At 55.0% G+C, this 12836-nt stretch carries 11 protein-coding genes; 4 read left to right on the top strand and 7 right to left on the bottom strand.

Features of this window, described 5'->3' with window-relative positions:
• Positions 1 to 6: 6 nt before the first annotated feature.
• Positions 7 to 1605, bottom strand: a complete 1599-nt coding sequence (locus BN2591_RS03060) for an ABC transporter substrate-binding protein (protein WP_086868903.1) — start codon at positions 1603 to 1605, stop codon at positions 7 to 9.
• A gap of 280 nt (positions 1606 to 1885) precedes the next feature.
• Between BN2591_RS03060 and BN2591_RS03055 the strand changes: the two genes are divergently transcribed.
• From BN2591_RS03055 to BN2591_RS03045, 3 genes are read left to right on the top strand one after another with little or no spacing between them, the layout of a single operon-like run.
• Positions 1886 to 3247, top strand: coding sequence for an SrfA family protein (locus tag BN2591_RS03055; RefSeq protein ID WP_086868901.1), 1362 nt, complete (start codon positions 1886 to 1888; stop codon positions 3245 to 3247).
• Positions 3248 to 3251: 4 nt separating this feature from the next.
• A complete protein-coding gene (locus BN2591_RS03050) occupies positions 3252 to 6233 on the top strand; it encodes a virulence factor SrfB (RefSeq protein ID WP_086868899.1) in 2982 nt (993 codons plus the stop codon).
• Positions 6230 to 8404 (top strand): virulence factor SrfC family protein, encoded by a 2175-nt coding sequence (locus tag BN2591_RS03045; RefSeq protein WP_086868897.1) that lies wholly within the window; start codon positions 6230 to 6232, stop codon positions 8402 to 8404. Before BN2591_RS03050 ends, BN2591_RS03045 begins: the two co-directional genes overlap by 4 nt.
• A gap of 36 nt (positions 8405 to 8440) precedes the next feature.
• Here BN2591_RS03045 and BN2591_RS03040 read toward each other — a convergent pair whose 3' ends face one another.
• The 4 genes from BN2591_RS03040 to BN2591_RS03025 form a co-directional block, all read right to left on the bottom strand.
• Positions 8441 to 9202 (bottom strand): alpha/beta fold hydrolase, encoded by a 762-nt coding sequence (locus tag BN2591_RS03040; protein WP_086868895.1) that lies wholly within the window; start codon positions 9200 to 9202, stop codon positions 8441 to 8443.
• 65 nt (positions 9203 to 9267) lie between these two features.
• Positions 9268 to 9441 (bottom strand): GhoT/OrtT family toxin, encoded by a 174-nt coding sequence (locus BN2591_RS03035; RefSeq protein WP_017456865.1) that lies wholly within the window; start codon positions 9439 to 9441, stop codon positions 9268 to 9270.
• A gap of 96 nt (positions 9442 to 9537) precedes the next feature.
• A complete protein-coding gene (locus BN2591_RS03030) occupies positions 9538 to 9711 on the bottom strand; it encodes a GhoT/OrtT family toxin (RefSeq protein ID WP_071925283.1) in 174 nt (57 codons plus the stop codon).
• A gap of 172 nt (positions 9712 to 9883) precedes the next feature.
• Entirely contained in the window at positions 9884 to 10177 is a 294-nt protein-coding gene (locus BN2591_RS03025) for a hypothetical protein (RefSeq protein ID WP_086868891.1), read from the bottom strand.
• A gap of 228 nt (positions 10178 to 10405) precedes the next feature.
• Between BN2591_RS03025 and BN2591_RS03020 the strand changes: the two genes are divergently transcribed.
• Positions 10406 to 10843 (top strand): ECs1072 family phage-associated protein, encoded by a 438-nt coding sequence (locus BN2591_RS03020; protein ID WP_025263616.1) that lies wholly within the window; start codon positions 10406 to 10408, stop codon positions 10841 to 10843.
• A gap of 56 nt (positions 10844 to 10899) precedes the next feature.
• Here BN2591_RS03020 and BN2591_RS03015 read toward each other — a convergent pair whose 3' ends face one another.
• Positions 10900 to 11121, bottom strand: a complete 222-nt coding sequence (locus BN2591_RS03015; RefSeq protein WP_065368462.1) for a hypothetical protein — start codon at positions 11119 to 11121, stop codon at positions 10900 to 10902.
• A gap of 279 nt (positions 11122 to 11400) precedes the next feature.
• Complete coding sequence (gene patD / locus BN2591_RS03010; RefSeq protein WP_086868889.1) at positions 11401 to 12825, bottom strand: aminobutyraldehyde dehydrogenase; 1425 nt, start codon at positions 12823 to 12825, stop codon at positions 11401 to 11403.
• Positions 12826 to 12836 lie beyond the last annotated feature (11 nt).

Raw genomic sequence — 12836 nt, 5'->3', positions numbered from 1 at the left:
TCTCCTTTAATTCAGCTTCGCTTTAGAAAAATCACTGCCCATCAGGCTAACGGTATAACCGCTGACGTTACTGCGGGTGGCGTAAAACGTTTTACCGTTCGCCAGCGCGATCCACGGTGCCTGCTGGTAGAAAATCTCCTGCGCCTGGCTGTAAAGTTTGGCGCGCTCGGCAGGAGCGGCAGTGACTTTGGCTTTCTGCACCAGTGCATCATAACTCTTATCGCACCAGCGGGCGGCGTTGGAGCCAGTTTTGATGCTGTTGCAACCGAGCAGCACATCGGCAAAGTTATCCGGGTCGCCGTTATCCGACATCCAGCCGAACAGTGCGGTATCGTGTTCGCCTTTGCGCATACCGGCCAGATATTCACCCCATTCATAGGAGACAATCTTCGCCTTGACGCCGACTTTCGCCCAGTCCGCCTGGATCATTTCGGCAATGCGGCGTGAGTTCGGGTTATAGGGACGCTGCACCGGCATCGACCACAGCGTCGCTTCAAAGCCCTTTTCCAGCCCGGCCTGCTTGAGCAGTGCTTTGGCTTTTTCAGGATCGTAGCTGTAATCCTTCAGATCTTTATTAAACCCGAGCATGTTCGGTGGCAGCGGTGATTTTGCCACCGTACCGGAACCGAGGAACACCGCATTGACAATGGCTTGTTTGTCAGTCGCATAGTTCAGCGCCTGACGCACCAGCACGTTATCAAACGGCTTTTTCTCGGTGTTAAACGCGAGGTAGCCAACATTCAGCGCATCAATGGTATGCAGCGTTAAGTCTTTATTGTTTTTGATCTGTTCGAACTGCACCGGCGCGGGCGCGGGAATAATCTGGCACTCATTGGTTTGCAGCTTCGCCAGACGAGTTTGCACATCCGGGGTAATAGAGAAGATCAGATGTTTAGTCGGCACTTCGCCATCCCAATAATTGGGGTTGGCAATATAACGGATCTGCGCGTCGGTTTTGTATTGTTGCAAGGCGTACGGACCGGTGCCGATTGGCCAGTTATCGACGTTCTCCGGCGTGCCTTTTTTCAGCATCGCATCCGCGTATTCCGCAGAGAGAATGGACGCGAAATCCATCCCCCAGTCGGCAAGAAATGCGGCATTCGGCTCGTTCAGTACAAACTGAACATGGTTATCATCGATTTTTTTCACTTCTTTGATCAGCTTATCAAGGCCGACATCGGTGAAGTATTCGTAATTACCTTGCGAAACATTATGATAAGGATGTTTCGGATCCATCTGGCGCATCACAGAGAAGACGACGTCATCGGCGTTAAAGTCGCGCGTCGGTTTGAAATACTTATTGCTGTTGAATTTCACGCCCTGGCGCAGCGTAAAAGTCCAGGTTTTACCGTCGTCAGAGACTTTCCAGTCGGTCGCCAGCGAAGGGATTGGCGTATTTTTCACCGGATCAAAGGTGACCAGGCGGTTATAAAGCACCTGCGAGCTGGCAACAAATGTCGGCCCGGAGCTGGCAATTTGCGGGTTAAAGGATTCCGGTGACGCTTCGGAGCAGTAAATAATTGTATCGTTGGACGCCGCCCATGCGGCACTTGCCGGTAACAGTGTGCTCAGCGCAAGGGCGAGCAGCGTTTTTCCCGTGGACATTATCAGGAGCCTTCTTTTTTTATATGGAGCATTAATCTCAGCACAGCAGATGAGATGTGGCAAATAATGATTCCGCATCAGGTTATGCTAAAGCATTTGTTTTTGCTGAAATATCCACCATTATTAATAAATAAATTTGTGTTAAATACATTTCGTGCCGTCAAGCGGGTTCGACGCGCTCAATGCGTCGAGAATTCAATGGTTTTGCGCTTTCTTCTGCCTTTTACTGGTAAGAAGTTTGCGTATAGTAGACGCGTGAAGAAGTCTATGGGATGAAAACGTGGCAAAAACTCTCTTGCGTAGCGGCGATTTGGATGATTTCCAGGCCGTTGGCGGCGGCGGTCAGGCCGTATTCGATTCGGCATTGCAAATTCGTGAAGCACTGCGTCTGCGAAAGCAGCAGGCGCTGGTAGATTGCCTGGCAATACCCCAGGTCAATGATGAAGGCGATCGGGTCGACTGGTATTCACCCATCGATGGCCGCGCCCTGGCCTGGAAAGCGGCGGATCCAGAGGCGCGCGCCCGCGCGCTGCGTTACCTTGAGAGCACGCTGGACAGCGCCGCCGCGCTGAGCCGCAAATGCCTGCAATCACCGAAAACCGCGCAGCAACTGTTTGGCTCGCTGCTGGAAAAAGCGCTGCAATTCCCTGGCGAAAACCATGTCTTCCTCGTTGATGGCAAACCGGTCATCACCTTCTGGGGCTTTGTGAATCTCAATGAAAGCGCCCGCGAAAATGTGCTTGAGTGTTTACAGGAACCGGAGCCAGAAATCCCTGAAATTGTTATCGAACCGGAGCCAGAGCCGGAAGAAGAGCCTGCTGTCGAGGTCACATTCAGCCAGGCGGATGCGCCGCTGTTAACGCCGCAAGCGGAAATCAAACCGCAACCTGTGGCTGCCCCGCCCGTGCAGGAAGCCGCGCCGGTGGTTGCACCGGAACCCGCTCCTCAGCCGGATCCTGTGCCAGAGGTGAAAAAAAACCGCCGCTACGGTCTGTGGGCATTGCCCGTTGCTGCGGCTGTCGCGGCTGCCATTGCCGTGCCGCTGGTGCTCAATCAGCAACAACAAGCACCTGCGCCAGCCCCGGTCGTCGCAAAAGCCGAACCGGTCGCTATTGCGCCGCCGCTGATGCAAGCCGAGCCGCTGCCTGAGCTGGCGGTGAATCTGCCGCTGCATCAGGCTGAAATTGTGGCGCCTGCCGCCAAAGCACCGGAAGTCAAACCGGAAGAGAAAGGACCGGTTGTTATCGCCGCCATCCCGAAAGATGTGCTGGTGATGGATGCGTTAGAAGTCAAAATTGGCTCCACCAAATTCCTTAACGGTAACTGGCGAGTGGCGATGGATGTGAAAGATCCGGTCACCGGCAAAGCCCCTGCCGTGCGCTACCAGATCCAGAACAACAAAGGGACGGCGCGTATTGTGATGGGTAAAAATGTAACCTGCCGCGCCGATCTGTTCTCCGGCCTGCATGAAACCGGTGAACTGCTGATTAAGAGCCGCAGCAACGCCCGTTGCAGCGACGGGACGCGTTACCCGATGCCGGACATTTCCTGTAAAGCAAGCAGCAACGACGTCGCGGAATGCAGCGCGCGTTTTGACGCCCACACCACCGTTCCGGTGACGTTCAGAAAAACAGGTGACTGAGTTTATGCTGGTTAATCTTTGCGACTACAAACAGAGCGTGACGCTGATTGCCAATAGCGGCGTGCAGTTTCTTGATTTCGGCCTGACACCGCAGGATTCCGCCAACAGCGGTCGATTTGTGCGGAAAACCGCCAACGGCCCGCTGCTGCGTCTTGATTTCGATCTGGTCAACGAACGTTATACGCTGCCAAACCGCGATGGCGGTCAGCCGGAAGTGGTGAAACCTGAAAGCACCCATTCGCTGCAATATTCGTTATCGATCCTCGATGGCGTCTGGCTGCCGATCCCTTTTCTGCGCTTTAACCCGCCCCGCACCTTCGTTGAAGGCCCGGATAACTGGGCGCGCGTGCAAATCCGCAAGCTCAGCGAACCGGACAGCGCCGGAAATACACACCGCGTGGCGCTGGCGCTCGACAGCCAGATTAACGGCAATTCGCCGGCGTCACTCGCTCCGCAGGAAAACGATATTCTCAATGGCACGCGGTTCTCGCTGGCCTGGCGCGATGACGAAGTGGCGGATTTCCTCGATCAAACCTGGGTTGATGGCTGGCTGCGCGAAGCGTTTTTGCAATTTATTACCCAACATGAAACCCGCAGCGAGCGCGAAATTAACCAGGCCTTGCGCGGTTTTGAATACCAGGCGCACTGGCTGAATCTGATGAGCCTGCTCGGTATGCAGTTGCAGGTGCCGGAAGTCAAAATCGTCACGCATACGTTAAGTACTCCGGCGATCCCGGTCGATCTGATTCTGGATGTCGGCAACACCCACACCTGCGGCGTGATCATTGAAGATCACGGTGATGCCAACGATGGGTTGCGCCAGACAGCGGAATTACAGGTGCGTTCGCTCAGTGAGCCGCAGTTCCTGAATGAGCCGCTGTTTACCAGCCGTCTTGAGTTTTCTGAAGCGCGCTTTGGCAAACAGCACTTCTCTGTTGAGAGTGGTCGCGAAGACGCCTTTATTTGGCCATCGATCGTCCGCGTGGGTGACGAAGCCCGCAAACTGGCAACGCAGCGTCTCGGCACCGAAGGCAATAGCGGCATTTCGAGCCCGCGCCGCTATCTGTGGGACGAAACGCCGGTCTTGCAGGACTGGCGCTTTAGCCAGATGAACAGCAAAACCCAGCGCGAACCGCTGGCAACCGCCTTCCCGCTGATGAACCTGATGAATGACGAAGGCCAGCCGCTGTATAGCCTGCCGCTGGATGAGCGTTTACCAGTCTTCTCCCCGCAGTACAGCCGCAGTACGCTGATGACCCATATGCTGTGCGAATTGCTGTCGCAGGCGCTCGGGCAGATCAACAGTGTCGCCACACGTCTGCGCCTGGGCTTTCCGGCGTCTCCGCGCCAGCTACGTACCATTATTCTTACCCTGCCCTCGGCAATGCCGAAGCAGGAGCGTGAAATCTTCCGTCGCCGCATGTTTGAGGCCATCGCGCTGGTATGGAAAGCGATGGGCTGGCATCCGCAGGATGAAGACTTTGCTAACCGCAAGCAGCAGGAAAAAAGCGTGGTGCCCGTGCCCCACATTCAGATGGAGTGGGACGAAGCCAGTTGTGGTCAACTGGTGTGGCTGTACAACGAAGCGATCTCCCGTTTTGCCGGGCAAACCGAAACGTTTTTCGCCTCGCTTGCCCGCCCGGATCGCGAAGAAGCACCGGGCGCGGTAAAAGGTCGTTCGCTGCGCGTGGCCTCCGTTGACATCGGCGGCGGCACCACAGACATGGCGATCACCCATTATCAACTGGACGATGGCACCGGCAGCAACGTCAAAATCACCCCGCAGCTGCTGTTCCGCGAAGGGTTTAAAGTCGCCGGGGATGACGTGTTGCTGGATGTGATCCAGCGCTGTGTGCTGCCGGCGTTGCAAACACAGATGCAAAAAGCCGGCATCACCGATGCCGCCGCGATCATGGCAACACTGTTTGGTGATTCCGGGCGTATTGATACTCAGGCCGTGCTGCGTCAGCAGACGACGCTGCAACTGTTTATGCCGATTGGTCACGCCATTCTTGCCGCGTGGGAAGAGAGCGACATTAACGATCCGCTCGCCGGGTTGCATGCCACCTTCGGCGAACTGCTCACGCAACTGCCGACGCGCAATGTCATGAACTACCTGAAGCAGGCGATCGATCATGCGCTGCCGTCCGGTTCGGCAGAGTTCGATGTGCTGGCTGTCCCGTTGCAGGTTAATTTCCGTGAGTTGCAGGATGCGATGCTGGCCGGGCAATTCACCCTGACCGCCCCGCTGCATGCGGTTTGCGAAGCCATCAGCCACTACTGCTGCGATGTGCTGCTGATTACCGGCCGTCCGGGCTGCTTACCCGGCGTGCAGGCGCTGATTCGCCACCTGCAACCTGTGCCGGTTAACCGCATGATCTGGCTTGATAAATACCGCGTACACGAGTGGTATCCGTTCAGCCAGCAGGGTAAGATCGGCAACCCGAAATCCACAGCCGCCGTGGGCGCGATGCTGTGCAGCCTGGCGCTCGATTTGCGTCTGCCGCGTTTTAACTTTAAAGCGGCGGATATCGGTGCCTATTCCACCGTGCGCTACCTCGGTGTGCTGGATAACGTCGTCAATACCTTGCGCGATGAGAATATCTGGTATCACGATATCGATCTTGATAAACCCGGTGCGAAACTGGATGCGCGTTTACACTTCCCGCTGCGCGGTAATGTTACGCTCGGTTTCCGCCAGCTCGCGAACGCCCGCTGGCCTGCTACGCCGCTCTACACGTTGAGTATCAACTCGCAGGAACTGGCGAAAACCATCGCGGGCGACGGCGTGTTGAATGTCCGTTTGCAGTTCAGCGGCGGCAATAAACAGCACGGGCCGGAATCGTTCACTTTAAGTGAAGCCTGGCTCCAGGATGGTACGCCGGTCGCCGCAGACGCGTTAACTTTTAAACTGAATACGCTGGCCGATCGCCGCCATAGCGGCAGCCATTACTGGATCGACAGCGGGAGTGTGTATCTGAAATGAGTGCGAGCGTAAAAACCACCCAGGCACTGGCGACATGGATCAACGAAAACCGCCAGCACGCACCTTTACTGGATGATGATGCCGACGCGCTGCTGTCGCGTCTGACGACTGCCGCCGCCGAGGAAAGCGCGCTGCGTGATGCGGTTGACGCGCCCTGCACCGTTGGGTTGTATGGTCATTCACAAGCGGCCAAAGCGCATCTGCTGACCGCCCTGTGCGGCAGCGGCAACGGGCGGCTTAATGTGCGTCCCGGCGAAAAAACACTGGATTACTTCACCCATATCAATCCCGGCCATGCCCTGACCAGCATGGCGCTGCGCTTTAGCCAGCATCTCGCGCCGATGGATGAAGGGTTCCCGCTATGCCTGCGCATTATCAGCGAAGCCGAACTGGTACAAATTTTTATTGCGCATGCCATACAGCAGCCGGAATTACGCGCCGTTGATAAATCGGTGATCGAAGATCGCGTCGCGAAATGGCGCTCACTGCGCCAGCCGAATGCGGTGCCGGGGATCACGGTGGAAGATATCGGCGCGATTGCCCGTTTCTGGCGCGCGGCGGTGCCGTCGTCGCAGCAGCAGATGGACGATGCGCTGTGGTATCAGTTTGCTTGCCTGTTACCTTCCCTGGATCTCAGCGCCCGCGCCAGCGCCTGGTCGCTGTTATGGGGCGAGCAGCAGGAACTCACGCAGCAGTGGTTGTCACTGGCGCACACCCTACACCAGACCGGTAACGCGCAGGAACTGGCGGCACCGCTCAGTATTCTGGTGGATACCTTTGCCCTGCCAACCGACGGTTTTTTAACGCCATCAGAACCCGGTAGCGGTGAGATCCATGACGAAGTGGTGGTGCATCCGTGGTCAAACGAGCAGTTGCACAACGCGGTGAGCATTCCGCTGGCCACCCTTGCATTAATTACCCGCGAGCTGGTGTTGCCAGTGGAAAACGCAGTGTTAACGGGCGTTGATATTCTCGACATTCCGGCTCCGGGCCCACAAGATGGCCAGCCCTTGTGGCGCAGCAAATGCCGCTGGTTGCTGGAAAGCTACCGCCAGCGTCTGCAACCGGATGTATTGATGATCTGTAATGCGACGCTGGAGCGTTCAGCCACTGCAGCCACCGCGCGCGCCTTATTAAACTGGGTTAAAGAGACCCAATCCGGTCAGGAAACGGCGCTACCGGGGCTGGTGTGGGCGATTACACCGCAGGATGCGCGCTTTACGCTGGCGCAAAATCTTGACGAAGCCGTACAGCAGCTCATTGGCAAGCCGGGTCAGCACTGGGGCACGTTGCAGGCGCTGGATGCCAGCAGTCTGCAGCGTCTGTTGGAGTGGCTGGTGCAGGCGACGGCGCCTGGCCTGCGTCAGCAACGTTTGAAAGCGCTGACGGAGCGCCATCAGCGCGCCCTTCGCGATCTGCTGCAACCCTGGCTTGCCACCGCCGTGAAAGACGCGGCGGCGCAACGCGCGAGCGCGGAGTCCGTGGTGCGTGAACTGCAAGGCCAGGCTTCACGCCACGGTGAATTGCTGGAAGGTTTACAGCCGGATATGCAGCAGTTCGATACGCTATGGAAAGTTCAGCAGCCACGCGAAGAGAAAGTCAGCGGCTTGTTTAATGAATCTATCGATCTGTTTGCTGAATCCGCAGAAAGCAGCGAGCCGCAGGCGGTGTCGAAAGATATCGGACAGCAGGCGCATGCCTTGTGGGTCAACCATGTACGCCAGTGGAGCCGCAACGATGATAACGCCGCGCGTTTGGGGCTCAGCCCTGCCGCGCTGCGCCAGATGGCGGAAATAGTGATTGTCAGCAGCTACCGGCTGAATCTACCCGATCAGTTGCAAAAAATTATGCAACGCGATACCGCCTGCGCCGCGCAACTGTACGCCGCGATTGGTAACTTTGTCGCCTGGCTGGGTTATGCGGAGATAGCACAGGCAGATCGCCCGGAAAGCCGTGTAAACAAAGGCAGTACCATTTTTTCCAGCGGTACGGATGGCGCCACCCAGGCGCGTTTAACCCGTCTGAGCGAGCAGCCGGTACACGCCGCCACCCGCTATGTTTATGACTGGCTGGTCGCGTTATACCACCGGGCTATCGAAAACATTGGTTACAGCCACCCGCTGGATATCAGCCCTGCGGCACGCAAGAAACTCAAATCCCTGCTGCCCTGAAAATCACCCGGCCATGCAAATGTGCCGGGTTTCTTTTTACTCATGTTCCGCAATAAATGCCGCTAGCGTCTGCGCCAGCAAGGCTGGCTGTTCTTCAGACATGGAATGACCGGCACGCGGAATGATGCGCAACTCAATCCCTTGTTGTAGCACACTGTCGGCATCTTTATCCGGCAACGACAGCTCGCCAAAAATCAGCGTTTTGGGGCGCGGGAACCGGGCAAATAACGCCATCCACGACGGCTCAATACCATCGATCAGGCTTTTCGCGCCGCGCCACACCGCCCAGGGTGCGCTGCTTTGCAGGCTTCCGGCCCAGGCGGTTTTTTCCTGCGCCAGCATTGCCGCGTAGCCGCAGGTGACAAAATCGGCCTCATCCTGGGCCGCGATAACGCGGCTAAATGTCCCGCCACCGGCGAAAAAATTAGGTTCAGATACCGCCAGCGCGTTGACACGCTGCGGGATACGCGAAGCGACTTCAATCGCGATACTGCCGCCCATACTGTGGCCGTATAACCAGAAGGCATTGAGCCCAAGATGATCCAGCAGTTCAATCACCACTTGCGCTTGATCGCTGGTGCGATAAGAGAAGCTCGCCGGGCGTTCACTGTAACCGTAGCCCGGCAAATCGATAAGGATGGCGCGCCTGCCGGCAAATGCCGGATCGGCGACAATGCGTGGATATTCGTACGAAGATGCGCAGCCCAGGCCGTGAATAAAAACGACCGGGTCGCCTTTGCCTGGCAACGCATGCCAGCGCACCTGCCCCTGCGCATGGAGTGAATAGAGACTGTTCATAACTGCCCTCTCTGCCATAACACTGTTTTTATATACAGTATCACAGCATGATGGCAAGGACACGATTAAAAGAGAGAAAAAAGTAACGCGACGGGAAAACTGATAGGCCAGGTCGCGCCGACTAATAACGCGCTCAGCAGGCGGATTTTGCGGCTATCTTTGGCAAGAAACCAGGTTGCCACGGCGCATAACACCGCCATGACAACATAGAAAATAAGCAGTTTGGTGTACAGTTCCAACGTCTGTCTCCTGTCCTTAGGTAAAACATCCGCCTAACATGTTGCACTAATTTTCAAGGCGTTATCGCTTTCGCCGTCACGCTTTGCTGGCAAAATTTAGAATATGGAAAATAACAGCGCAACCGGGAAGCTCATCGGCCATGTCGATCCCACTAAAAAGGCGCTCAGCAGACGAATGCGTTTACGATCGTGAGAAAGAAACCAGGTAATCAGCGCGCAAATCAGCGCCATCACAAAGTAGAAAACCAACATTTTTTGGTATAACGACATAACAAACATTAACCCAGAAATAACAAAACGAACGCAATATGCTCTTTTTATTGATATATATCAAGTCGAATAGGGATTACTACGAAAGGCGTAGCCGCCAGCTTTGATTTAACCGGCTGATAGACCTAAAAAAACCGCAACTGCTTTCTTTTTTCTGCGGTCGGGTTGTTTCTTACCGATGTGTTTCACGCCACTGCGCAATATCCTCTTTTGTGACGTCTTCTGCGTAGCAAAGGGGCGAATAACCCCCCGCGCGACTCCACGCACTGCGTTTCCCACACGCACTGCCGTTCCTGGCATGATTGTAGGGGCAGGCACACGGGCCGGGGTAATTAGCAATAGATTCAGCAATGATCGCTTGTTTCACCTGTGCATCCGACAGGCGCTGCGTTTTGGCATAACTTTCAGATGTTGTGTATAAACCTGTGGCGGCGAGCGCAGCCCACAACAGCAATATATTTTTCATGCTTATTTTCCGACAAATCCAGGTCAGGTTGGTCATTATTTTGTGGCGGGTTAAAAATGATTAAACACAAACTCCGCGCGTAATGAAACGATATATCCATTAATTTAATTTAAGGATTAACTGATATGTTATTGCTGCCGATAATCACGTCGGGAAGTTTGGCGAGCCGGGATTATCTCTGATATTGTCTACCGGCAAGGCAGACATCAGAGGAAACAAGGTAAGGTTATGCAGAAATATGACGATCTGTGGCAAGCCATAGAAGTTCGGGTGCGTGAAAACAATGACATAACGCACGTCGATATGACCACTGATACCGCCCGGGGCAATGCGGCCCGGCAGCGCATCGCGCAGATATTCGTCCTTGAAGTGTTGCTCTCTCGCCACCGGGAAAAGTACGCCAGCAGTTTCGTTCCACTTGCCGGTGAAGAGGCGCTTTATCATTTAATATTCAAACGCACCGGCTGGAAACCCTTTGAAGTAAAACAACTCTCGTTTATTGATGCCATGTTCGTGCTGGCGGAGTTATTCCGCGAGGAAACGCTGCCAGCGGAAGTGCGCGCCGTTCTGCGTTCGCAGGGCGTAAAAGATGAGCCCTTCTCGACATATGATTTTTCAGAGAAAGATTGGGCACCGCGCGAAAATGAGGTGTTCCTGAAAAGGTAAGCTTGCAAATTAATTGCATTGTTAAATAAATAAGGGCTCAGATGAGCCCTTATTTTTTAATTCAGCATGGAGAGTGCTGTTTCATTACCCGAGAGACTTTCAACGCGGGCAAAATAAAACTCTTCCCCTTCGCAATAGTAGGTTTCGATTGGCATCCGGGCGCTTGCCGCCCCGCCATCGAGCCCCGTTATCGCCCATTGTACGGAGGTTTCGCCATCTTCAACGGTCAAAAATTCAGACGCGCCCCCTGGTACGAGCACGACTACGATTTTACTCATTACTCTATTTTCCTTGCCTGATTTTTTTAAAAGCCAGACATTCTCACCCACGGCAATGACTGCCATTTTTCGCGTTGATGACATTCATATGACAACCAATAGGGCAATGTCTGTGTGCGGTCTTATTTAAATGTTTTTATTTCGCCACTCCGCTGATGGCTGGCTATTATTAAACCAGTTTTTCATTAATAACAACACACTTAATTTGCTATGCGATTTACCTCATGTTTCATAAGGAAATAAATGCGATAAACGCCGTCCGTGGCGTTTATTAGTGGATTAATGTTTGATCATCACATGACGTACGACGGTGTAATCTTCCAGGCCGTAGAGCGACATATCTTTGCCGTAGCCTGAGAGTTTCTGTCCGCCGTGCGGCATTTCGCTCACCAACATAAAATGCGTATTTACCCAGGTGCAGCCATATTGCAGACGCGCACTCAGGCGATGCGCGCGCCCCACATCTTTGGTCCACACCGATGACGCCAGCCCATATTGCGAATCATTGGCCCAGCCCAGCACCTGCTCCTCATCATCAAACACCGTGACGCTCACCACCGGGCCAAACACTTCCCGCTGTACAATGGCATCCTCCTGTTTTGCCCCTGCCAGCAGCGTTGGCGGATAATAATAGCCAGCGCCTTCATGTCTTTTACCGCCGGTCACCACGCGAATATGGCTGAGCGCTTTGGCCTCATCGACCGCCTTGCTAACTCGCGCCAGATGCGCTGCGGAACTGAGCGGCCCAAGTTCGGTGGATTCATCGTCCGGCGCACCCATTTTCAGGCTGGCCACCGCCGCACCCAGTTTTTCCACCAGCGCGTCATAAATGTCTTTTTGCGCGTAGATACGACATGCGGCGGTGCAATCCTGCCCGGCATTGTAAAAACCGAAAGTGCGCACCCCTTCCACCACCGCATCGAGATCCGCATCATCAAACACGATCACCGGCGCTTTTCCGCCGAGTTCCATGTGGGTGCGCTTAATCGACGAGGCGGTATGGCCAATAATGTGTTCACCTGTAGCAATCGAGCCTGTCAGGGAAACCATGCGCACTTTTTCATGACCAGTCAGCGGATCGCCGACGGTGCTGCCGCGCCCGAACAACACATTCAGCACACCTGCCGGGAAGATATCTTTCGCCAGTTCCGCCAGTTTTAACGCGGTGAGAGGCGTAATTTCCGACGGCTTGATCACCACACAGTTGCCCGCCGCCAGCGCCGGGCCGAGCTTCCAGGCCGCCATCATCAGCGGGTAGTTCCATGGCGCAATAGAGGCAACGACGCCCAGCGGATCGCGGCGGATCATTGAAGTATGCCCTTCCAGGTATTCACCTGCCGCCAGCCCATTCAGGCAGCGCGCAGCCCCGGCGAAGAAGCGGAACACATCCACTACTGCCGGAATTTCGTCATTCAGTACGCAATGAAAGGGTTTACCGCAGTTCAGTGACTCCAGCCGGGCGAAGGTTTCCGCATTATCTTCAATCATCTGTGCCAGTTGCAGCAGGCACTCGGCACGCGCCTTCGGTGTAGTTTGTCCCCAACTGGCAAACGCACGATCGGCAGCCTGCACGGCGGCGTCGACTTGCGCGGCAGACGCTTCGGCGATCTCCAGCAACACGTCACCGGTAGCCGGGTTATAAACAGGCTGCTTCTCGCCTTCGCCGTTAACCAGTACTCCATTGATAAATAGTTGATGTTGCATAGTTCTGTCCT

Source organism: Kosakonia pseudosacchari (genome assembly GCF_900184035.1).
Taxonomy (GTDB): Bacteria; Pseudomonadota; Gammaproteobacteria; order Enterobacterales; family Enterobacteriaceae; genus Kosakonia; species Kosakonia pseudosacchari.
Note: the sequence above shows the minus strand (reverse complement) of the source record. Positions and strands in the feature narration are given on the sequence as shown.